At 70.8% G+C, this 21283-nt stretch carries 28 protein-coding genes; 18 read left to right on the top strand and 10 right to left on the bottom strand.

From position 1 onward, the window contains the following. Nucleotides 1–45: 45 nt before the first annotated feature. On the bottom strand, nt 46–357 hold the full coding sequence (locus tag OHA21_RS12675; RefSeq protein WP_328473503.1) for a hypothetical protein: 312 nt from the start codon (nt 355–357) through the stop codon (nt 46–48). 222 nt (nt 358–579) lie between these two features. Between OHA21_RS12675 and OHA21_RS12670 the strand changes: the two genes are divergently transcribed. The 10 genes from OHA21_RS12670 to OHA21_RS12625 all read left to right on the top strand — a co-directional run bounded on the left by OHA21_RS12670 (nt 580) and on the right by OHA21_RS12625 (nt 6916). Then, entirely contained in the window at nt 580–1299 is a 720-nt protein-coding gene (locus OHA21_RS12670; protein WP_328473502.1) for an SGNH/GDSL hydrolase family protein, read from the top strand. 55 nt (nt 1300–1354) lie between these two features. Next, nucleotides 1355–1819: a helix-turn-helix transcriptional regulator gene (locus OHA21_RS12665; protein WP_328473500.1), complete on the top strand. Its 465-nt coding sequence runs from the start codon at nt 1355–1357 to the stop codon at nt 1817–1819. A 59-nt stretch (nt 1820–1878) separates the two neighbouring features. After that, the gene (locus tag OHA21_RS12660) at nt 1879–2637 is read left to right on the top strand and encodes a hypothetical protein (RefSeq protein WP_328473498.1); all 759 of its coding nucleotides are present in this window, start codon (nt 1879–1881) and stop codon (nt 2635–2637) included. 15 nt (nt 2638–2652) lie between these two features. Then, nucleotides 2653–3621, top strand: a complete 969-nt coding sequence (locus tag OHA21_RS12655) for a CARDB domain-containing protein (RefSeq protein WP_328473496.1) — start codon at nt 2653–2655, stop codon at nt 3619–3621. Between the two features lie 105 nt (nt 3622–3726). After that, nucleotides 3727–4386 (top strand): MSMEG_1061 family FMN-dependent PPOX-type flavoprotein, encoded by a 660-nt coding sequence (locus OHA21_RS12650; protein WP_328473494.1) that lies wholly within the window; start codon nt 3727–3729, stop codon nt 4384–4386. An 18-nt stretch (nt 4387–4404) separates the two neighbouring features. After that, nucleotides 4405–4860 (top strand): GNAT family N-acetyltransferase, encoded by a 456-nt coding sequence (locus tag OHA21_RS12645; protein ID WP_328473492.1) that lies wholly within the window; start codon nt 4405–4407, stop codon nt 4858–4860. A 98-nt stretch (nt 4861–4958) separates the two neighbouring features. Further along, complete coding sequence (locus tag OHA21_RS12640; RefSeq protein WP_328473490.1) at nt 4959–5378, top strand: hypothetical protein; 420 nt, start codon at nt 4959–4961, stop codon at nt 5376–5378. A gap of 81 nt (nt 5379–5459) precedes the next feature. Then, a complete protein-coding gene (locus OHA21_RS12635) occupies nt 5460–5801 on the top strand; it encodes an ArsR/SmtB family transcription factor (protein ID WP_328473488.1) in 342 nt (113 codons plus the stop codon). A 3-nt stretch (nt 5802–5804) separates the two neighbouring features. After that, nucleotides 5805–6296: an SRPBCC family protein gene (locus OHA21_RS12630; protein ID WP_328473486.1), complete on the top strand. Its 492-nt coding sequence runs from the start codon at nt 5805–5807 to the stop codon at nt 6294–6296. After that, complete coding sequence (locus OHA21_RS12625; protein ID WP_328473484.1) at nt 6296–6916, top strand: dihydrofolate reductase family protein; 621 nt, start codon at nt 6296–6298, stop codon at nt 6914–6916. Before OHA21_RS12630 ends, OHA21_RS12625 begins: the two co-directional genes overlap by 1 nt. Before the next feature lie 6 nt (nt 6917–6922). On the opposite strand, the gene OHA21_RS12620 is transcribed toward OHA21_RS12625, so the two are convergent. The 3 genes from OHA21_RS12620 to OHA21_RS12610 form a co-directional block, all read right to left on the bottom strand. Continuing rightward, nucleotides 6923–7942: an NADPH:quinone reductase gene (locus OHA21_RS12620; RefSeq protein WP_328473482.1), complete on the bottom strand. Its 1020-nt coding sequence runs from the start codon at nt 7940–7942 to the stop codon at nt 6923–6925. Nucleotides 7943–7951: 9 nt separating this feature from the next. After that, entirely contained in the window at nt 7952–10237 is a 2286-nt protein-coding gene (secD, locus tag OHA21_RS12615; protein ID WP_328473480.1) for a protein translocase subunit SecD, read from the bottom strand. A gap of 79 nt (nt 10238–10316) precedes the next feature. Continuing rightward, nucleotides 10317–10685: a hypothetical protein gene (locus OHA21_RS12610; protein ID WP_328473478.1), complete on the bottom strand. Its 369-nt coding sequence runs from the start codon at nt 10683–10685 to the stop codon at nt 10317–10319. 159 nt (nt 10686–10844) lie between these two features. Here OHA21_RS12610 and OHA21_RS12605 point away from each other — a divergent pair, with 159 nt between their 5' ends. Further along, nucleotides 10845–11402 carry a hypothetical protein gene (locus tag OHA21_RS12605; RefSeq protein ID WP_328473476.1) on the top strand — a complete coding sequence of 186 codons (558 nt, stop codon included), beginning with the start codon at nt 10845–10847 and terminating at the stop codon, nt 11400–11402. 6 nt (nt 11403–11408) lie between these two features. Here OHA21_RS12605 and OHA21_RS12600 read toward each other — a convergent pair whose 3' ends face one another. Continuing rightward, a complete protein-coding gene (locus tag OHA21_RS12600; RefSeq protein WP_328473474.1) occupies nt 11409–13010 on the bottom strand; it encodes a DUF885 domain-containing protein in 1602 nt (533 codons plus the stop codon). Nucleotides 13011–13048: 38 nt separating this feature from the next. On the opposite strand from OHA21_RS12600, the gene OHA21_RS12595 reads away from it, so the two are divergent. After that, nucleotides 13049–13219, top strand: a complete 171-nt coding sequence (locus OHA21_RS12595; protein ID WP_328473472.1) for a hypothetical protein — start codon at nt 13049–13051, stop codon at nt 13217–13219. Here OHA21_RS12595 and OHA21_RS12590 read toward each other — a convergent pair. Together OHA21_RS12590 and OHA21_RS12585 are read right to left on the bottom strand one after the other, a co-directional pair. Beyond that, a complete protein-coding gene (locus tag OHA21_RS12590) occupies nt 13195–14133 on the bottom strand; it encodes a GNAT family N-acetyltransferase (protein ID WP_328473471.1) in 939 nt (312 codons plus the stop codon). The two genes, OHA21_RS12595 and OHA21_RS12590, sit on opposite strands and share 25 nt — an antisense overlap. 75 nt (nt 14134–14208) lie before the next feature. Further along, entirely contained in the window at nt 14209–14841 is a 633-nt protein-coding gene (locus tag OHA21_RS12585) for a VOC family protein (RefSeq protein ID WP_328478394.1), read from the bottom strand. Nucleotides 14842–15008: 167 nt separating this feature from the next. On the opposite strand from OHA21_RS12585, the gene OHA21_RS12580 reads away from it, so the two are divergent. Continuing rightward, a complete protein-coding gene (locus OHA21_RS12580; protein WP_328473469.1) occupies nt 15009–15416 on the top strand; it encodes a RidA family protein in 408 nt (135 codons plus the stop codon). Here OHA21_RS12580 and OHA21_RS12575 read toward each other — a convergent pair. From OHA21_RS12575 to OHA21_RS12565, 3 genes are all read right to left on the bottom strand, one after another. Beyond that, nucleotides 15413–15808 (bottom strand): winged helix-turn-helix transcriptional regulator, encoded by a 396-nt coding sequence (locus tag OHA21_RS12575; RefSeq protein ID WP_328473467.1) that lies wholly within the window; start codon nt 15806–15808, stop codon nt 15413–15415. The genes OHA21_RS12580 and OHA21_RS12575 overlap by 4 nt on opposite strands. A gap of 61 nt (nt 15809–15869) precedes the next feature. Then, nucleotides 15870–16541, bottom strand: a complete 672-nt coding sequence (locus tag OHA21_RS12570; RefSeq protein ID WP_328473465.1) for a VC0807 family protein — start codon at nt 16539–16541, stop codon at nt 15870–15872. Then, complete coding sequence (locus OHA21_RS12565) at nt 16538–17179, bottom strand: TetR/AcrR family transcriptional regulator (RefSeq protein ID WP_328473463.1); 642 nt, start codon at nt 17177–17179, stop codon at nt 16538–16540. Before OHA21_RS12565 ends, OHA21_RS12570 begins: the two co-directional genes overlap by 4 nt. A 116-nt stretch (nt 17180–17295) precedes the next feature. Here OHA21_RS12565 and OHA21_RS12560 point away from each other — a divergent pair, with 116 nt between their 5' ends. The 5 genes from OHA21_RS12560 to OHA21_RS12540 all read left to right on the top strand — a co-directional run bounded on the left by OHA21_RS12560 (nt 17296) and on the right by OHA21_RS12540 (nt 21231). Beyond that, nucleotides 17296–17880 (top strand): cysteine hydrolase family protein, encoded by a 585-nt coding sequence (locus OHA21_RS12560; protein ID WP_328473461.1) that lies wholly within the window; start codon nt 17296–17298, stop codon nt 17878–17880. An 11-nt stretch (nt 17881–17891) separates the two neighbouring features. Next, a complete protein-coding gene (locus OHA21_RS12555; RefSeq protein ID WP_328473459.1) occupies nt 17892–18785 on the top strand; it encodes a GlxA family transcriptional regulator in 894 nt (297 codons plus the stop codon). Between the two features lie 198 nt (nt 18786–18983). Further along, a complete protein-coding gene (locus tag OHA21_RS12550) occupies nt 18984–19379 on the top strand; it encodes a GntR family transcriptional regulator (RefSeq protein ID WP_328473457.1) in 396 nt (131 codons plus the stop codon). Next, entirely contained in the window at nt 19376–20275 is a 900-nt protein-coding gene (locus OHA21_RS12545) for an ABC transporter ATP-binding protein (protein ID WP_328473455.1), read from the top strand. Before OHA21_RS12550 ends, OHA21_RS12545 begins: the two co-directional genes overlap by 4 nt. Further along, nucleotides 20272–21231, top strand: a complete 960-nt coding sequence (locus tag OHA21_RS12540; RefSeq protein ID WP_328473453.1) for an ABC transporter permease subunit — start codon at nt 20272–20274, stop codon at nt 21229–21231. The genes OHA21_RS12545 and OHA21_RS12540 overlap by 4 nt, the downstream gene beginning before the upstream one ends. Nucleotides 21232–21283: the final 52 nt, after the last annotated feature.

Here is a 21283-nt window from a genome sequence, read left to right as displayed (position 1 = left end):
GGGCCGGCTGGGAGCACGTCTCCCACGCCGCACCGGGCTGAGTCCTCACAGCGGACGAACGCCCCAGCCGGACTCACGGGCCGCCCGGGCCGCCGACCAGATCAGCTCGAACTCGTCAGCGGTGATCTCCTCGACGGCGAACTCCGGGGGAAAGTCGAGGGGTGCCTCCGGGCTCACTCCGTAGAAGCCCATGTAGTCGCGGACGGCCTCGAATCCGCCGGTGTCCCGAGCGTGCAGAGTCTCGGACAGCGACGCCGCTGCCATGAACACGTCGTCTTGTTCACGCTGCTCGACGTGGCGCAGGGACCACTGCGCCGCGTCGAGCTCGTCGTAGCACCAGAGGTCTTCCTCTGCCATGTACCAGCGGATATAGGTGACCACCGGGGCAATATACGGGCGCGATGCGGCGCGAGCCGCCCCCGGGCGCGCGTCTGCCGATCGAGACCGATCCGAAACAACCGAAGCGCCTCGGGGCCGCCGAGGATTGAGCCGGGCTCGCCCGGCGCCAGATCCAGATGCCGCGTCCTGGCGGGGTTATTCCGTTGATCTTCGAACGAGGGCCAGCCGACCATGGAGGTCATGCAGCCGGTCTATGTCGCCCTCGGTGATTCCATGTCCATCGACGCGTACGCCGGCGGGGCCGGGCGGGGAGCTGCCAGTCTGCTGCACCGCAACCGGGACGGCGACTTCCCCGACTGGGCGGGGCGGGACCTGCAGGGACTCGGCTACGCCGTGCAGAACCTGACCCGCGACGGTGCGACCACGGTCGGGGTGCTGCAGAGCCAGCTGTCGCAGATTCGGGCTCGTCCGAATCTGATCACGCTCAGCATGGGTGGCAACGACCTCATGGGTGCCTACGGTGACACCGCGGCGGCTCGCGGCGTGGTCACGCAGGTGGCCGAGCGCGCCGAGCGCATCCTGGACACGCTGCGCGTCATGGCCGGGTCGGAGGCGGCGATCGTGGTGACCACCGTGTACGACCCGAGCGACGGCACGGGCGTGCTGCCGGGCGGAGGGTTGCCGGCCTGGCCGGACGGCTCAGGCCTGCTCGCCGAACTCAACACCGTCCTGACGGCGGCCGCCGGCCGGCATGGCGCCCTGGTCGCCGACGTGCACGCCCACTTCCAGGGACACGGCGCCGCGGCCGGCGACCCGGCTCAACCGGACCCGCGGCCGGTGAACCGGCAGCTGTGGTACTGCGGTGTCATCGAGCCGAACGCCTGGGGAGCTCACGAGATCCGGACCGTCTGGTGGCGGACCTTGCGCGAGGCGACGGCAGGGCAGACGCAGGCCGGGTAGGAGCGGCTTCCCGGGTTAGGCTCGGCGCGGGTTCCTGACCTCGGGGAGTTTGTCGATGCGTGCCTGGCTCAGCTCGCCGTCTGTGCGCGGGCGGGTGCTGATCGCCGCCGTGCTGGCCGGGTGTTTCCTCTGGTCGATGGTCATCGTCGGGCTGTCCTTCGCGATGGCCGAGCGCGGCAGCGGGCAGTGGTGGGTCATCCCGCTGTTCGGCGCGTTCGTGCTGGCCATAGCGGTGCTGGCCGTGCGCTGGCTGCCGGCTCCCGCCGCCGGGAACGACCCGGCGGGGGCGGAACACGGTCCGGCACCAGGGCGGCGCACGCTCGCCGAGCCGCTGAGTTCGCGGGAGCTGGAGGTGCTGCAGCAGCTGGCGGCCGGCCGCACGAACGCGGAGATCGCCAAGGTGCTGTTCATCGCGCCCGGCACGGTGAAGGCGCACCTCAACCACATCTTCCGCAAGCTCGACGCGGCGAGCCGGCTGCAGGCCGTCGCGCACGGCCGCGAGGCCGGGCTGCTCGAGTAAACCCGGTTTACCCCGCCGGTAGGCCGTTCGGCAGATGCCCGGCCCGGCGGTTGTTCCTAGTGTCCGAGGGCATGAAGCAACGTCTTCCGTTCGTCCTCCTCGCGGTGTTCACGGTCGTGGTGCAAGGTTTGTCATTGATGGAGTTCGTCCCGTGGCCGGTCGCCCTGCTGATCGGCGCCGGGTGGGCAGCGGTCATCGGGGTGGTCGCACGCGGGATCAGCCGCCGACCTGTGTTGAGCGCGTGGGTGGAAGACGGCCTGGTCGCGCTGGGCTGCGTCACCATGGCGCTGTTCGCGTTCGGCGGGGCCGTCGGGCTGCTGATGCTGGGCACCGCGCTGGACAGCTCCTCGGTCACCGGGGAGACGATGGTGACGATGTTCCTGCCGAGCATCCCCATCGCGATCGCGGCGAACGTCCCCACCGAACTCGTGATCATCCCCGTTCTGCTGGTGCTCGGATGGCGGCCCGGCACCCGTCGGCTGCTGTTCGTCGCCGCGGCCGCGCTCTACTTCGTACACCGCATCTGGACCTATCTGGTCTTCGCCCCGGACCGGTTGGACTTCGCGGCGGCGGAGCAGTCGACCGCGGTGTTGAGCCTGGCCGAGAAGAATCAGTTCGCCGCGGCGCTGCACGTCGACGACCCTCGCTGGATCATGAACCTGCTGATCTTCGCGGTGCTTCTGGGCTCGGCCTTCTTCTCTCGAGTGCGGGAGGTTGTCCATCTCACGTCGTCCGATCGCCCACCGGCCATTTTTGCCCGCATTCAGGGCAAGCGAGAGCGGTCTGCGGCCTTTAAGCTGCACCGGTTCATTGATTGATCACGGGAGCAGTGGATGTTTCTACGCACGTGGACCGGAGCGGCCCTGGCCGTCACCGCTGGGCTGGCGTCCGTGGCGCTCAGTTCGCCGGCGCTCGCCGAGGAGGCCCAGCCCGACCTCAAGACGGCCATCGCGTTCAGCCAGGAGACCGGCAAGGTCGGCGACACGGTGACCGTGACGGTCACCGTCTCCAACAACGGCACCGGTACGGCCGAGGACGTCTCGGTGGTGCGCGAGTGGGACGACGCCCTGGCCTGGACGACGCCCGCGCTCGCCGGCGGCGCCAAGTTCGACCTCGCGGCCGGTGAGTCGAAGGTGCTGACCCGCACCGGCACCATCCCGGAGGCGGCGCTCGCCGACGGGTACGTCCAGGTGCTGTACTACTTCGCCGCGGCCAACAAAGACAAGAACATCAACGACAACATCGCCCACCGCAGCATCCGGGTACCGGGCCAGGTCGGTGACTACACCGTCCGCGTCGTCGACGCGCAGGGCAGCGGCGGCGTCGCCGGTGTCGTCGTCCAGTTCACCGAGCTCACCGACAGCCCGGGCAACGTCACGGCGCAGGTCACCACCGACGCGTCCGGAAACGCCGAGCTCAAGGACACTCAGGTCGGCCGCTACCAGCTGAGGATCACGCCGCCGGCGGGCTGGAAGAAGACCGACGTCGCCCAGGCCGAGGTCAGCATCAAGGCGAAGGCGGGCAGCTTCACGTTCAAGGTGGAGCGCAACGGCGAGCCGACGGCCGCGCCGAGCCAGCCGGCGCCTTCCGCGTCGACGTCGGCCGGCGCCACGGTGAGCCCCACCGCTTCCGCCTCCGGGGAGGCGCCCGGTGCCGGTGGCGGCGAGGGCGACCCTGGTCTGCCGATCACCGGCGCCAACACCACGGTCGTCGTCGTGGCGGGCGTGGGCCTGCTGGTCGCCGGAGCGGCGGCGTTCCTGCTCTCCCGCCAGCGGCGCACCCGCTTCACCAGCTCCAACTGACAGCACTGTCCGGCCCGCGCTGTCCTTCGACGGCGCGGGCCGATAGTACGGCGCGGGCCGATAATGCGGTGAGGCCGGCCGCGGTGGTCCACTAGGGTCGGGGGCATGACGCCAGCCCTTGCCAGCAGTGCCTTCGACTCGCTGCGCCTCGACGCCGTGCCCGATCACGAGACGCTGCGCCGGACCTACGAGCTGCCCAGCGAAGCGGCCGTGCGCAAGCAGATGACCGAGCTCACCGAGCAGACCCGGCGATTGATCGACTGCGCCTCGCTGGTCTTCGTCGCCAGCGTGGACCCTGAGGGCAACTGCGACGTCTCCCCGCGCGGCGGCCCCGCCGGGTTCGTCACCGTCCTGGACTCACGGACCGTGGCGATCCCGGACGCGACCGGCAACAAGCGCCTGGACACCCTGGAGAACGTCATCACCACCGGACGGGCCGGGCTGCTGTTCGTCATCCCCGGGCGCACCACGACGCTGCGGGTGAACGGCCGGGCCTGCGTCTCCACCCGCCCGGAGCTGCTGTCACAGCTGACCGCCGTGGGCAAGCCGCCGGCCAGCGCGCTGGTGGTGGGGATCGAGGACGTCTACCCGCACTGCCCCAAGGCGCTGCTGCGCGGCGCGGCCTGGAAGCCGGAGCAGTGGCTGCCGGCGGACGCCCAGCCGACTTCGGCCGAAGTGACCCTGGCCCAGCTGCGGATGCCGGAGCTCACGATCGCCGACATCGAGCAGCGGGAGGCGGATGCGCTGAAGTACCGCTACGAGTAAGGGCCTAGGTTGTCAGTCATGGCTGACGTACGGCTGGAACCGATGACCCAGGACCAGTACAAGCCGTGGCGGGCCGACGCCGAGGCGCACTACACGCGCAGCCTCACCACCTCCGGCCAGTCGGCGCCGGAGGCGGCCCGGGAGGCCGCCGACACCTACGCGCGGCTGCTTCCCCAGGAGTTCGCCACCCCGGACAACCATTTCTGGTACGCCTACGACGGCGACCGCCGGGCCGGTTTCCTCTGGATCAAGGTCACCGGCGTCACCGCGTTCGTCTACAACGTCGCCGTCGAGCCCGACCTGCGCCGCCAGGGCTACGGCCGCGCGATCATGCTGGCCGCCGAGCGCTGGTGCCGGGTCCACGGGCTGACCAGGATCGGCCTGCACGTCTTCGCCCACAACACCGGCGCCCGGGCCCTCTACGAGCAGTTGGGCTTCACCGAGATCGGCCGCAACATGGGCAAGGACCTGTGACCGAGGACGAGTTGAGCGCTGTTCGGCGGCGTCTGCCCCGGGGAACGCGGGTCCGGGGGACGGTGACCGGGTTTCCCGCGGGGGTCGGGCGAGCCGGCATGGCGGTGGACGTCGGCGACCCGGTTCCCGGCTGGGTGGACGTGCTGCAGTTGCCGGAGGAGCCCGCGCAGTGGCCGCCCGCCGGGCGTACCGGATTGTTCGAGGTGGTGCAGCACCGCGGCTTCGAGGTCCGGCTGTTCCCGCTGGACGCCGGGATGCGCAGCCGGCGTTTCCGGCGGCGGTGGACCGGCCCGCAGTGGGCCGCGATCACGCAGCGGTGGCCGGTGGATTCCGTGTTCGAGGCGACCGTCGAGAACGTCTTCCCTGCCAGCCGGGAGTTCACCGTGCGGTTCGGCGACTGCGGTGAGGCAGTGGAGTACGACGGCGCGCCTCCGCTGCCGGGAACCCCGGTGCGGCTCGTCGTCGAACAGCAATCGGAATGGACGCGCACGCTGATCCTCAGGCCTGCTCCTCGCTGAACTCGGTCACCGACAACGGCGGCACCCGCGCACGGCCACCTCCGCCTTGACGCATTCCGTTATCGGAATATGATGGCTGCCATGGCACGAGCAGCGACGACGTCGGACGCGTTCAACGCGATCGCCGAGCCGCAACGCCGGGACATCCTGGCGCTGCTGCGCACGGGTGAGCGACCGGTGACCGAGCTGGCCCAGGAGCTGGGGATGAGCCAGCCGGGGGCGTCCAAGCACCTGCGGGTGCTGCGGGAAGTCGGGCTGGTGCGGGTTCGCGAGGCGGGCAAGCAGCGCCTCTACGGCCTGGACGCCCGGGGGCTGCGGCCGATCCACGAGTGGGTCGGCGGATTCGAGCAGTTCTGGAACGAGAGCTTCGACCGGCTGGACGCCTACGTGCAGGGCCTCATGCAGACATCCCAGGAGGAGTGAGCAATGGCAGGGACAGGGCAGCAGACGGAGGCCGAGTCGTCGGCGGCCGACCGGGAGATCGTGGTCTCCCGGGTCATCGACGCCCCACGGGAGCTGGTCTTCGAAGCGTTCACGCAGGTCCGGCATCTGTCGCAGTGGTGGGGGCCGGACGGGTTCACCACCACCACGCGAGACTTCGAGTTCCGCGAGGGCGGCGTGTGGGACTTCGTGATGCACGGGCCCGACGGCACCGACTACCCCGAGTGGATCACGTGGACCGAGATCGTCGCGCCGGAGCGGATCGCGCTGCTGCACGGTGAGTCCCGCGACGACCCGAACGCCTTCGAGTCGGTCCTGACCTTCGCGGCGGACCGTGCGGCGACCCGGCTCGTGATGCGCACGGTGTTCCCGACCAGGCAACTGCGCGACGACGCGGTGGAGAAGTACCACGCGGTCGAGGGCGGCCGGCAGACTTTGAGCAACCTGGCGGCCTACGTCTCCGGGATGGCGCGCTGATGGCCGGGAAAGTGTTCTTCAGCGTGTCCATGTCGCTGGACGGTTTCATCGCGCCCGAGTCGGTCGACGAATTGATGGGGCGGCAGTGGATGGAGCTGCAGCGGTGGGTGTTCCCGCTGCGGTTCTTCCGGGAGAACCTGAAGCTGGGTCGCGGCGGCGAGGAGGGGCGCGACAACGACATCGCCCGGGAGACGTACGAGCGCACCGGCGCGAGCGTGATGGGCAGGCGCATGTTCGACGCCGGCGAGCACGCGTGGCCCGAGGAGGCACCGTTCCACACGCCGGTGTTCGTCGTGACGCACACCAACCGTGACCCGTGGGAACGGCCGGGCGGCACCACCTTCCACTTCGTCGACGACGGCATCGAGGCCGCACTCGACCAGGCCCGCGCGGCCGCCGGCGAGCGTGATGTCCGCATCGCCGGCGGCGGCGCCACCATCCTGCAGTACGTGAACGCCGGCCTGGTCGACGAGTTCACGATTGCGCTGTCGCCGGTGCTCTTCGGCGCCGGGATCCGCCTGTTCGACGGCGTGGACGCGTCCCGGATCGCCCTGGAACAGGTCCGTTCCGAGTCCTCGCCGCGGGTGACGCACCTGACTTACACCGTGCGCCGGCGATAGCCGGCGTCAGGCGCTGACGTCGACCAGAACTTTGCCGACGGCGCCGTTCTCCACCGCCTGATGGGCGTCGGCGGTGCGTTCGAGCGGGAAGCGGACCAGGGGCAGGCCGTGGTCCTCGCCGACCGGCAGCGCGCCCGCCGCGACTGCGTCGGACACGTCCTCGGCCGCCGCGGCAAGCGCCTGCTCGCCCACCGTGTAGAGCACCAGGAACTGGAACCGGGTGTTCAGCATCATGTTCTGCCGGACGTCCAGCTCGACCGGCTTGCCACCGTCGTTGGCGTACGTCGAGATGGTGCCGCGGGTGCGGAGCACGGCCAGATCGAGGGCGAGGTTCGCACCGAGCGCGACCTCCGCGATGAGGTCGACGCCGTCCGGCGCGTGGGCGCGGATCTGCGCGGCCGGATCGCCCTCGCGATAGTTGACGGTGTGGTGGGCGCCCGCGGCCGTGGCCAGGCGGGCCTTCTCCGGGCCGCTGATGGTGCTGAGCACCGTGGCGCCGGCCCACCGGGCGAGCTGGATCGCCGCGTGCCCGACAGCTCCGGCGCCACCGGCGACCAGCACGACCTTGCCGTCCAGCGCGCCGGGCCGCAGCCGCCGGGGCCCGTCCTCGGCGACGGTCAGCGCCCGGTGCGCGGTGAGCGCGGGCACCCCGAGCGAGGCGCCTAGGTCGAAACTCGCCTCGCCGGGCAGCGGCACGGCCCGGTCGGCCGGCACGACGGTGAACTCGGCGGCCGTCCCGGTCGGGCGGCCGGCCGCTGCCATGAACACCCAGACGCGCTGGCCGACCCGGCCGGCATCGACGCCGTCGCCGACCGCCTCGATCGTGCCCGCACCGTCGAGATGCGGGGTGACCTCGGCGAACTGCTTCGGATTCGTCGCACCGGACCGGGTCTTCCAGTCGGTCGGGTTGACGCCGGACACGGCGACCCGGACGCGTACCTCACCCGGGCCGGGCGCCGGCGCCTCACGGTCGACGAGTTCCAGGACGTCGGTGCCGCCGTTGTCGCGGTAGATGATGGCCTTCATCACCGCACGTTAACCCGTCACGGCGGCCTCGCGTCGCGGGGTTCGCCGGGCGTGCCGGGCGACGAGGCCGCCGCGTCCCGATTCGAACGTGACGGTCAGCGGGGCGGCCAGGAACACCGACGAGTACGTGCCGACGATGATGCCGATGAGCAGGGCCACGGCGAAGTCCACGAGGGAGTCACCGCCGAGCACCGCCAGCGCGGTCAGGATGAAGATCGCACCCAGACCGGTGTTGATCGTGCGCGGCACGGTCTGCAGGCAGCCGGTGTTGGCGAGCTGGGCGAAGGGGACGCGGCGGTTGTCTCCGGCCCGGACCAGCTCCCGGATCCGGTCGAAGGTGACGACCGAGTCGTTGACGGAGTATCCGATCACAGTGAGCAGGGCCGCCAGGAAGACGCCGTCGATCGGCCGGCCCAGCCAGGCGAACACGCCGACCAGAATCAGTACGTCGTGGAACATCGCCAGCACCGCGGCGGCGCCCCACTGCCAGCGGAACCGCACCGCCAGGTACGCCAGCTGGGCGGCCAGGGCCACGGCGAGGGCGATGAGCGCGTTACGGCGTAGCTCGGCGCCGAGCGTCGGGCCGATCTTCTCGTCCCGCAGCCGCTGAATCTCACCGCCGCCGGCTTCGGTCAGCGCCGACCGTACGTCTGCTTCGGTTGCTTCATCGAAACCGGCGGCACGGACGCTGAGATTGCCGTCGCCGGACGCGGTGACCACCGCCCGGTCGAGCCCGGCGGAGGTCACCGCGGCGCGGGCGTCGTCGGCCGGCAAGGGGTTGGCCACCGCGTACTCGATCAGCCGGCCCCCGGTGAACTCCACTCCCAGGTCCAGTCCGCGCACGCCGATGCCGGCGAGGGCCAGCACGGTGGCGGCTGCTGAGACGGCCACCCACAGACGCCGGCGTCCCATGATGTCCGGGTTGCGGGCTTCCAGCTTCCGCCGCACCCAGCCGACCCCGGCCAGGCCGCTCCAACTCGGGCGGCGTGCCAGCCAGCGGGCGCCGACCAGCGGTGTCGCCAGCACCCGGGTCAGGACCAGCGCGGTGAACATCGACGCCAGGACGCCGATGGACAGCGTGACGCCGAATCCGCGTACCGGTCCGGAGGCCAGGAAGAACAACAGGCCGGCCGCGAGCAGCGTGGTGATGTTGGAGTCGGCGATCGCCGACCAGGCGTGGGTGAAGCCGGACCGCAGGGCGGTGCGCAGGCTGCGGCGTGGGCCGCCGGCCGCGTACTCCTCCCGCGCCCGTTCGAAGATCAGCACGTTGGCGTCGAGCGCCATACCGATCGCCAGCACGAACCCGGCCAGTCCGGGCAGGGTCAGGGTGGCGCCGATGGCGAGCAGTGCGGCGTACGAGATCAGGCCGTAACAGACCAGCGCGATGGCGGCGACCCCGCCGACCAGCCGGTACACGCCGACGATGAACAGGATCGTGGCGATCATCCCGAGGACGGCGGCCAGCGCCGACGCGTCGATGGCGGCCTGGCCCAGGCTCGGGCCGACCGTACGCTGCTCGACGATCTCGACCGGCACCGGCAGACCGCCGGCGCGCACGAGCAGGGCCAGGTCCTTGGCCTCGTCCGCGTTGAACGAGCCGGTGATCTGGGTGCGGCCGCCGCTCATCCCGGCGTCGCAGGCGACACCCTCGTCGACCTGCGGTGAGGAGATCACCTCCTGGTCCAGCACGATCGCCACCCGCCGGGCCGGGTCGCCGGGCGGTGCGCAGGCGGCGGTGCCGGTCAGTTTCCGCCAGGCCTCGCCGCCGCTGCCGCGGAAGTCGAGGTTGACCTGCCATCCGCCGAACTCGCCGATGGTCGCGGTGGCGCCGCTGACCTGCTGCCCGGACAGCGCGGCCGGGCCGAGGCGCAGTGGTTGCCCGTCCTCCGAGTTGAGCACGAGTTCATTCGGGGCCGCTTTCGTTGTGGCCGCCGGCTCCGGTGCGACCCCGAGGACGGGACGGAACGTGAGTTGGGCGGTGCGGCCGATGACGCCTACGGCCTCGGCGGGTTCGGTGACGCCGGGCAGTTCGACGATGATGCGCCGCTCGCCGGAGCGGGCCAGGGTCGGCTCGGCGACGCCGAGTTCGTCGACCCGGCGGCGCAGCACCTCGAGCGCCTCGTCGGTGGTGGCCTGATTCGCTTCGGCGAACTCGCCGTCGCGGGTTTCGAGAACGATCTGGGTTCCGCCGCGCAGGTCCAGCCCGAGCCGGGGCGGGCGGGTGGCCAGAAGCCAACCCGACACCGCCAACACGACCAGGGCGAGAACCGCGCGCACGGCAATGGCGCGCGACATCTGAAATTGCTCCTCAACGCAGGAAGGCCCCGCGCGGCTGCCGTCGGGCGCCACCGCGGGTGAAAGGAAAGGGACACTGCTACGCCGTCTGGCGTGGCGGTGCCCGGCCTCTCATCGCGTGCAGGAGCGTCGAAGGGGTCGCGGCCGAAGTCGCCCATGCGGCAGCCGGCCAGACGGGACGGCGGCGGATGCCGAACAGGAAGGCGACGATCGCGGCGGCGAACAGGAACAGCGGGCCCGGCGAGAGCTTGCCGTTCAGCCGGGCTTCCGGCACCACGGGTATCGCGGCTTGCGGCAGCGCGGCCGCCACCGCGAGGCGGGGCAACTCGGCCGCTGTGGGAGCTTCCCCACGGGCGCCCGTTCCGAGGGCCGAGATCCAGGCGGTGCAGAGCACGAGCACCAGCACGGCGGCATGCCATGCCTGCCGTACCCGCCGCTCAAACGCCACGCCCCGGTCCTCCTCCGATCGGCCGAGCCTACCGTGCGAAGGCATCTCGGGCGGGGTCCCCACTCCGGGGGACGGGGCTCGCCACTCCGGGGGATCTGTCAGGGGGTCGGCGGGCCGAGGCTGGAGCAGACCGAGTGCCGAGCATCCGGAGGAAAGCCGATGAGAAGATCTGCTGTGATCGCGGTGGCGGTCATGACCGCCATGCTGGGGGCTTCTGCGGTGAGCGCCAGCGAGAGCACGGTGACTGCCAGCGTGCAGGGCTCGGGGCGTCTGCGTTATCTGGATCCGACGCACGACGTGCGGTTCTCCGTGGATGCCGCGGTCACGTTGCCGGCGGGGTCCACCGACCCGATGGCCGGTGACGCGCGGGGCACGGCTCGGATCTCGCACCACGTTCCGAACACGCCGGACGGGCCGATGACGATCTGGGCGCGGATCAGAGTCGACTGCGTCGTGACGGGTGGCCGGGTCGCCACCATCACCGGCGAGGTCGGCGACGCGGACCCGGTCAGCCGCAGGAACGGGTGGATGAAGCAGCGGTTCGGGTTCAGCGTCGCCGACAACGGCCGCGGCGCCTTCGACCGGGTCGGCTGGTCGGGTCCGCAGCGGCGGGACGTGCCGGGGCAGCCGGACGATCCGGAGCTTCGGCGGTGCATGGCCCCGGCGCCGTTCCTCGCCGTCCAGACGGGTGGGTACACGGTGACGGCAGTCGGCTGAGCGCGATCATTCGGCCAGCGCCTGCGTCAACTGGTCCAGGCCCAGCGAGCCGGCCTCCAGCGCCCGGCGGTGGAAGGCCCGCCGGTCGCCGCGGAAGGAAGCACGGGCCGCCAGCCACACCCGCTCCCCCACCTTGTACGTCAGCGCCTGGCCCGGCCGGCCCAGATAGCGGGCGAGTTCCACGGACGCGTACGGGCCCTGGTGGCACCGGTCCTGCAGCAGCTGCAGCGCGGCCGCCGGGGTCCACACCTCGCCGCCGCCGGACGGCACCGGCAACCGCAGGTGCAGGCCGATGTCGAGGACGACCCGCGCCGCGCGCAGCAGCTGCGCGAACAGGTAGCCCAGGCGGGCGCCCGGCTGCTGGTAGAGGCCGAGTTCGTCCATGAACCGTTCGGCGTACAGGGCCCAGCCCTCCTGGCAGCCGGACAGGCCGCCGAGCAGGTTCAGCCGTTGCCCGAGGCCGCCCCGGCAGGCCTCGGCGCCGATCTGCAGGTGATGGCCGGGGACTCCCTCGTGGTAGGCGGTGCTGTAGGCGTACCAGGTGGGGAAGCTGTTCTGTCCCTCGGGCAGGAACCACCAGACGCGGCCGGGGCGCGTCAGGTCCTGCGACGGCCCGGTGTACGCGGTGCCGGACGACACGGTTACCCGGGACTCGATGCGCCGCAGCGGCGCGGGGATGTCGAAGTGCACGCCGTCGAGCTGCTCGGTGGTGGCGTGCAGCAGCTCCTGCAGCCACCCGGCGAACGCGGCGCGGCTGTGCAGGGTGCCGGGCGCGTCGGGGCGGTCGAGCTGTTCGATCACCTCGGGCACGCTTGCGCCCAGGGCCTTCGCCTCGGCGACCAGCTCCGCCTCGATCGCGGTGAACTCGTCCCAGCCCCAGTCGTAGAGTTCGCGCAGGTCGGGCTCGCCGGCGAGGAAGGTTCGCACCCAGTGGGCGTACCGATCTGGTCCGAAAGGCTCCTCGCTGCGCGCCAGCGGCGCCAGCTCCGCAATCAACATCGCGGCGAATTTCTGGTACGCCTCCCCCGCGCCGCGCGCAGCAGCCTGCAACGCTGCCCGTTGCGGGCCGTCGCCGTAGCGCTGAACCAGGGCCATGTCGTCGTCGATCCAATTGCGGCAGCGCTGGGTCACGAGCTCCACCTGGCGGCGCGTCGGCAGGTGATCTCGCTCGGCGGCGAGTAGCAGGCTCCGCGCGTACCCCTCCAGGGCTGCAGGGATGGCGGCCTGGCGCGCGCCGGCCCGGGCCCAGCCGTCCTCGTGCGCCGCGCCCTCGGCGTCGCGGCCGGGCACCGCGGCCTCCACCGACTGGCGGATCAGCTGCAGCGGGCCGGTGGCCGCCGCATGAAGTTCGCGCAGATCCTCCCCGGCGTCGTGGAAGGCGATGCGGGTGCGCAGCCGTTCGGCGAGGTGGGCGTGCAGCGGGCTGGTCGCCGGCAGGGTCCCGAGTTCGCGCAGCGCGCGGGCGGCGAGATCGGCGCGGGCCTGATGGCCGTCCGGACTGTAGTCGGTCAGGCCGTCGACGTCCTGTTCGCCGGCCTCCACCACCGCCAGACAGGGGTCGAGTTCGGCCATGGCGTGCAGGAGCCGGCTCGCGAAGTCCTCGATCACGAACGCGATGCTAACGGCCGCCCGAGGAGATCACCGCCGTGCTCGGCGCGGACCTGCCCGCGGCCGTGCTCGCGTGGTTCTCGTGGTGCGACGGCGTCGCGGACGCGCCCGGCCAGACCATGAACGAGAGCGGCCTGCTCGACCTGGTCGACGCGGCCGGCTACGACACGGATCTACGAGCGGGTCACCGGCTGAGTGGTTTGCGGTAGCGGCGGTACTCCCGGAACACCTGGAAGCCGAGCCGTTCGTACAGCGACCGGGCGCCCACGGGATCCAGGCCCTCGGTGTGCAGGCGGATCGGCACGGTCCCACGCTGCTCGCTCAGGGTGCTCAGCATCCGGGTCAGCATCGCGGCCGCGAGGCCCCGGCGCTGCAGGTCCGGGTCGACCTGGACGCTCTCGATCTCGATGCGGGCGGGTGTGCGGCTCGCCGCGACCAGCCCCACCAGGCGTTCGCCGATGGTCGCCACGTGGAACAGGGCCAGCTGCGATCGGCTGAGCCAGTCGCGGAGCTCATCCACGTCCGGCATCGCGAAGTACGGCCGCCCGGCCCACGCGCGCGCGGTGAGGGCGGCCAACGCTGGGACGTCGGCGATCGTGGCGGCTCGGACCGTGACACCGTCCGGCAGCTGCCGTGGTCGCACCGGGGAGCCGTCGTGCTCCATCTCGACCATGGTGAACACCTGCCGATATCCGCTGCGTTCCAGCAGCGCCATCCGGTCCGGCTGGACGGTTGAGGCGTTGCCGCCGAGCACGACGGGGCCGTTGCCGGTGTGGCCGGCGCAGAGTCGGGCGGCGACCGCCTCGGATTCGCGCAGCAGCCGCCGGCCGAGGCCGCGCCGCCGTGCCGGGGGCGCTACATAGCCGTCGGTGAGATAGACACGGGTTCCGTCGTCCTCCGTCCAGGACCGCAGCGAACCCCAACCGGCCACGGAATCGGACGGGTCGACCGCGACGACCGCCCAGTCCGCTCGCTCCATGGCACGTCGCAGCCTCTCCGGGTCCGGAGGCGGTTCCATGGTGGAGTGCGGATCGGCACCGTCAGCCTTGGCATGCCGGGCCTGCAGCTCATGAATCACCGGCGCGTCGCCGGGACGGAACGGGCGCAGCAGGTGCTCGGTCACGCCCCGAGTACATCACCCCCGTCAATCGAGTAAGTCCGATTCGATGTGCTCGCCAGCCGGCGTCCCAGGGACGCTCTAGCTCGGCTCGCGACCGAGCCAGGTGGCGACGCATGCCTCGTTTCCCTCCGGGTCGGCGAGGACCCACCATTTCGGCGCGTGGGTGTCGGAGACGAGGCGGCCGCCCGCAGCCAAAGCCGCGGCGATCCGGGTCTCGGCCTGATCGTGCGGCACGGCGACGTCGAGGTGCATCCGGTTCCGCTGAGGACGCGGTTCGTCCATGAGCTGAATCTCGATTCCCGGGCCGCGCCGCGACGGGTCAGCCAGGTAGTTGTCGCCGACCTGCTGATAGTCCATCAGCGCGCGCCAGAACGGCAGCACGTCCGCGCAGATGAGCGCGTCGATCGTGACGTTGACAAGTTGGACCGCAGACGGATCCGCCGGAATGCCGAGGTCTGCCGCAACGGCCGAGATCTGCCGGGCCAGCGTGACATCACGACTCGCCAAGCTCACCGTGACGCCGGAGTCGCGCAAGTCGATGCGGGGCGGACGCTCGGCCGCGCCGACGAGCCGGCTGATCTCACCGACGAACGCGGCGCCGGTGGCGAACGAATCGGTGCGGAAGCAGGCCGAGACCACGGAATACAGGACGCGCCAGTCCTCGACACCGGTGGCGGCGTGGAATTGCGCGGCCGCGGTCTGCTCGGTCATGCCGGCCAAGTTAACACCGGGCACCAGGGCTCTGCCCAAGAGGCTGAGCGGCCTCCCAAGCCGGTCACCAAAAGGTGACCTGGTCACCATAAAGTGCGTTCTTCCCTGTTCAGCAGCGGTCTCTTACGGTTTCCCGGTAACCGAAAGAGAGCATGGAGGCGTACGTCATGGCTGTAACCCTGGTGAACCCGAGCGGGCTGCCGGAGATCCCGATCTACCGACAGGTGTCGGTGGCGACCGGTGCGAAGCTCATCCACGTCGCGGGTCAGGTGTCCTGGGATGTGGAAGGTAAGACGGTCGGTGACGGTGACCTGGCCGCCCAGGTCGAGCAGTGCTATCTCAACGTGGGCACCGCCCTGGCCGGCGTCGGGGCGACCTTCGCCGACGTGGTGAAGCTGACGATGCACGTCGTGGACTGGCAGCCCGAGCGGATGCCGCAGGTGCTGGAGGGAATCAGCCGCGCGGCGGCGAAGCTGGGCGTCACCCCGGCGGCGCCGGCGTCACTGTTCGGCATCGTGGCGCTGGACGTGCCGGAGCATCTGGTGGAAGTGGAAGCTGTCGCTGTCCTGGACTAATCGGCGGCCGGGTCGCGGAAGCGGTTGCGGGACGCCTCGATGTGACCGAGGTGTTGCTGCGTCCAGCCGCACATGCCGTCGACGACCTGGCGCAAACCCTCGCCGGCCTCCGTGAGGGTGTATTCGACGCGCGGCGGGATGGTGGGGTGGACAGTTCGCTCCACCAACCCGTTGCGTTCCAGCATGCGCAGGTTCTGGGTCAGCATCTTGTGGCTGATGCCACCGATCTGGTTGCGCAGCTCGCTGAAGCGCATCGTGCCCTGGCCCAGGAACTCGATGATCAGGAAGGCCCACTTGTTGGCGATGTCCGAGAAGATCTCCCGCGCCAGTGAGTCCGCTCGGGCCAGGTCGGCTTCCGGAGGGAGCTCGCTGATCTCCTGCCGAGTTCCCATCCTGTGCTCTCCTTCAGTTCCTGACTAACCGTCAGAGAGTAGCGCCCTGCGATGAAAGCGGTCATTCCGGCTTGAGCAGCTTCAGGATCTTCCAGCGGTAGGCCTGCAGCATGACGAAGCCGTGGCCGACGACCAGCAGCCCGATCAGGACGAGCACGCCGGCGATCGGCACCAGGTCGAGCGGCGCGGTGTACGCCAGCACCACGCGAACGGCCGCGTCGATGAGGAACGCCAGGCCCCACACGACGCTGGCGAGCGTCATCCAGCGCCGGAAGACCGTGTGGCCCTCCCACAGCTCGTCGTACCGGGCGGTCATCCGCGGCGGGCTGGTCTTGCGCGCCACGTCGAGGAGGAAGGGACGTGACGTGGCCAGCGACCCGATGATCCAGAGGCCGATCGCTGCCGTGATCCAGCTCTCCCGGGCCATCAGCGCTCGCTCGTCTCCGGTGAAGAGCGCGACGACCAGGGACAGGATCAGCGCCGCGATCACGAAGACACCCGTCGGGTCGAGGCGGCGGCTGCGGATCCAGGTGTTGGCCACGCTGGCGGCCGGGCTCAGCGCCGCGACCACGACGGCCAGCCAAGGGTCGGCGCCGATCGCGCGGGCGAGGTAGTAGATCGCCAACGGCAGGATCACGTCCAGGACGATCGCGGTGAGCGAGGCGCTCCAACTGGTCGTACGCGGGCTCTGCTCCGGCGTACTGGGCTGGGTTTCGGGCGTTTGAATGTTCATCCGGTCCTCCCGGGGTCGGCTCGGGTGGCGCGGTCAACCAGAGCTGTCAGCTCACGTCCGTACAGCTCCAGATCGAGGTCGGGGATGACCCACAGCTGTGGGCCGATGGCGTCGATGGCGGCGCGGATCGTCATGGCCATGGTGCGGGTGTCGAAGTCGGTGAACTGCCCGGCTGCCTGGCCGCGGGTGAGGATGTCCTGCAGCGGTGCGAGTGCGACGCCGTAGACCGAGGCGTCGTGCTGCAGCTTGCTGTCGCCGTCATCAGTGGTGAAGTTCATCGCGATCGAGGTGAGCACGCGGACGTCGTCGCGGTGCTCGGCGATGTAGCGCACGTTCGCCGCCACATACGCCCGCAGTTCGTCTGCCGGTGTGCCGTCGCCCGGGAGGCGCTCGCCGATGTAGCTCGCGCCGGCGGAGAGCACCGCCGTGAGCACCTCGGTGATGAGCTCGTCCCGGTCGGCGAAGTGGTAGAGCACCGCGCTCTTGCTCACGCCCGCCCGCTTGGCGATCTCCGCGAGCGAGGCACGAGGCAGGCCGAGCTCGGCGATCACGTCGATGGCGCACCGGATCATCTGGGCGCGCCGCGCCTGCTCGATGAACGAGCGCTTCTGACCGCTTGAAGATTTTTCTGACCGCACGTGCAGATTCTATCGCGGGATCCGGGGACGCGCACGGCGAGCCGCGGCCAGATCGTCCCGGTGGCTGACCAGATCGCGTCTTCGATCCTGGTACCGGGTGGATCTACGGTCACCCGATGAACAGCGCACTTGTCGTCATCGACGTCCAGGAGTCCTTCCGCCGGCTGCCGGACTGGGAGTTCGTCTCGCAGCCGGACATCGTGCGCCAGGTCAACCGGCTGGTCACCGTCTCCCGGGACCAGGGGCATCTGGTGGTGTGGGTGCTCGGCTCCCGGCCCGGCTCCGGCACCGTGTTCGATCCGGCGCGAGGCTACGTGCGGCTGATGGACGGGCTCACCCCGGAAGCCGGCGAGCCGCTGCTCACCAAGACCGCGCACAACGCCTTCACCACGACGAACCTGCAGCAGACGCTGACCAGCCGCGGCGTACGGCACCTCACGATCTGCGGCATCCGCACCGAGCAGTGCTGCGAGACCACCAGCCGGGTGGCCTCCGACCTCGGTTTCGACGTCACGTTCGCGGTCGACGCCACCGCGACCACGCCCATCCCGCACCGCGACGCGCCGCCGGAGGCGTCCTTCGCGCAGTTGATGAGCGACCCGCACACCCTGGGCGTGGCGGACATCGTGGAACGCACCGAGTACGCGCTGGCCGGCCGGTTCGCCGCCATCCGTACCGTTGCGGAGCTGACCGGCGCCTAAGGTCTTCGCTCATGCCCCGGGTCGTCTTTCTTCTCATCCCGCGAGTGCACCTGCTCGACGTGGCCGGTCCGGCGCAGGTCTTCTCCACCGCGACCGACCTCGGGCACTCGCACACCCTGACGTATGTGGCCGAGGAAAGCCCGGTCGCGACCGTGCAGGCGCTGCCGCTGCAGGCCGGGCTCGAGTGGCCTGCCCTGCAGCCGGACGACCTGATCATCGTGCCGGGCTGGCGGGGACCGACCCGCATGCCGGGCGCGGCCACCCTGCAGCGGCTGCGCGATCATCACGCGGCGGGCGGCACCGTCGCCGGCATCTGCGCCGGCGCCGACGCCCTCGGCCGGGCCGGCCTGCTCGACGGCCGGCGGTGCACGACGCACCACGCCAGCCAGGACGAGCTGGGCCGCCGATATCCGAGCGCTCAAGTCGTACGAGATGTGCTTTATGTTGAAGATCAGCGGGTGGTGACCTCGGCGGGCGTGGCCAGCGGCATCGATGTGGCGCTGCATCTGCTGGGCACCCGATTCGGGCCGTCCACTGCCAGCCGGGTGGCCCGCGCCATGATCGTCTACGCGCGGCGGCAGGGAACGGCGCCACAGATCAGCGCGGTGCTGCGGCATCGTCATCACCACAACGAGGCCGTCCACCTTCTGCAGGACCTGATCGACGCACACTTCACCGAGCGGCTCACCCTGCCGATGCTGGCCGAGGCGGTCGGCTACAGCGAGCGTACGGTCACCCGGTTGTTCCGGAACACGACCGGGCTGACGCCGCTGGCGTACCAGAGCGCTCTCCGCCTGGACCATGCGGAATACCTGCTCGGGCAGGGCGCGACAGCGGAGGCCGCCGCCCGCGCGGCAGGTTTCGGCGACCCCCGCTCGCTGCGCCGCCTGCGCACGAACGGCTGAACGCCGCACGACGTCAGATCATGGACGAATCGGCTCACCACCAGTAGTTGTCCTGCGGCTGGTAGGGGGCCTCGATGGTGCCGAGACAGCGCACCTTGCGGTCCTCCCGGTCCGGCCCAGCCGTGCGTACTCCATCGCGTAGGTCCCGTGCCTACGGACCGCTTTACTATGGTACTAGGAAAGCAGTAAGGTGCTGCCGTGTTCGTCTTCCGGCTCGATACCCACTCCGGCGTGCCGCCGTACCTGCAACTCGTCCAGCAGGTCCGCCAGGCGGTCATGCTGGGCTTCCTCCAACCCGGTGACCGCCTCCCGCTCATCCGCGAGGTGGTCGAGGACCTGGCGATCAATCCGAACACCGTCGCCAAGGCGTACCGGCAGATGGAGCAGGAGAACCTGGTCACCGGCCGGCCCGGCCAGGGCACGTTCGTCAATGAACAGCAGTCGGCCGTGATGCCGGCATCGACGTACACATCGCTTCGCCGCGGCCTGGCGACCTGGCTGCGCCGCGCCTACGCGGCCGGCCTCGACGAGCAGGCCGTCAACGCGCTCTTCACTTCCGTCCACCACCAGACGAGAAATGAGGACGTGGCGTGACAGCGACCGAGTTCGCGCTGCGCACCGACGGGGTGGGCAAGCAGTACCGGAAGGGCTGGGCGCTGCGCGACTGCACCCTGGCCTTGCCGGCGGGCGGCGTGATCGCCCTGGTCGGGCCGAACGGCGCGGGCAAGACCACGCTGCTGCGCCTGGTCGTCGGGTTGCTGGCGCCGAGCACCGGCACGGTGGAGGTCCTCGGCCACGACGTCACCGCCAGCACCCCGCAGACTCTGTCCCGGGTCGGGTTCCTGGCCCAGGACCACCCGTTGTACAAACGCTTCACCGTCGCCGAGATGCTCCGCTTCGGCCGGGCCTGCAACCTGCGGTTCGACCAGGGGCTGGCCGAGCGCCGGCTGGCGAAGCTGGGCATCCCGCTCGACCGCAGGGCCGGTACGCTCTCCGGCGGCCAGCAGGCCCAGGTCGCGTTGGCTCTCGCCCTGGCGAAACGGCCGGACCTGCTCGTCCTCGACGAGCCGGTGGCCAGCCTCGACCCGCTGGCCCGGCACGAGTTCCTGCAGGTCCTCATGGGCGCGGTGGCCGAAGGCGGGGTGACCGTCCTGTTCTCGTCCCACGTCGTGCACGAGCTGGAGCGCGTCTGCGACCACCTGATCGTGCTCAACCAGGGCCGGGTCACCCTCACCGGCGACATCGACACCCTCCTCACTGAGCACCGGCGGCTCGTCGGCCCGCGCACGGCCACCGACCTCGACCGGACCGGCACCGTCGTGGAGGCCGTCCACAGCGACCGGCACACGACCCTGCTGGTACGCGACGGCGGGATCCCGGCCGCGCCCGGGTGGCAGGCCCAGCCGGTCGCGCTGGAGGAGCTGGTGCTGGCGTACCTGCGCCGGCCGTCCGAGCCGAGCGCCGCGATCGCCTCGGGGGTGGCGGCATGACGTGGTTGATCTGGCGCCAGCACCGGACCGAGGTCGGCGTCCTGGGTCTGCTTGTCGGCCTGTTCGGCATCGCCCTGCTCGTGCTCGGGACGCAGGCCCACGACCTGTTCCCCGGCGGACCCGCCCGGTGTGCGGGAGAGGCCGGTCTCAGCGAGGCCTGCGCGGCCTCCTTCCGCCGGCTCGACGAGGGGTACGGCTACGTCGAGAATCTGCTGGCGGCCTTCTATCTGGTCCCCGTCGTCATCGGTGCGTTCCTCGGTGCGCCACTGCTCGCGCGCGAACTGGAGGAGGGCACCTGGCAGCTCGCCTGGACGCAGGCCGTGCCGCGGATGCGCTGGCTGGCGGCCAAGCTCGCGGCGCTGGCCGGCGTCACCGTCGCGCTCACCGGGATGTTCACCGCGGTGCTCACCTGGTTCCGCCAGCCCTTCGACGCGTGGGAGGGGCGGTTCCATTACGACGCCTTCGACCTGGAAGGGCTTGTTCCGCTGGCGTACGCGCTGTTCGCGTTCGGCGTCGCCACCGCCGCCGGGGCGATCCTGCGGCGCAGCCTGCCCGCGTTCGGCGTCGCGTTCGGGGCGTTCCTCGCCGCCCGGATGTCGGTGGCGCTACTGGCCCGTCCTGCGTACGCCACGCCGCTCACCACCACCGAGCCGGTCCCCGTCGGCGGCTCCAAAGACGTGTCCGGCTTCGCTGACTGGATGGTCGAACGCGGCTACGCAGACGCCGCCGGGCGCAGGCTGAGCTCGACCGAGTACTACGACCTGGAGGCCGCGGCCAACCAGGCCGGCACCAATCTCAACCAGTTCCTGCACGCGCGGGGCATCCAGCAGTTCATGGTCTACCACCCGGCCGACCGGTTCTGGACGTTCCAGCTCATCGAGGCAGCCCTGTTCGTCGCCGTCGCAGCGGTCCTGATCGGTGTGGTGGTGTGGCGGGTACGGCGCCGCATGATCTAGGCGGTCCGGCGCCATCATCGGCACCTTGCTTGCCCCGCACCGATGAGTTGGC

The sequence above is a fragment of the Actinoplanes sp. NBC_00393 genome (assembly GCF_036053395.1).
Taxonomy (GTDB): Bacteria; Actinomycetota; Actinomycetes; order Mycobacteriales; family Micromonosporaceae; genus Actinoplanes.
This window is presented reverse-complemented; position numbering and strand designations above follow the sequence as displayed.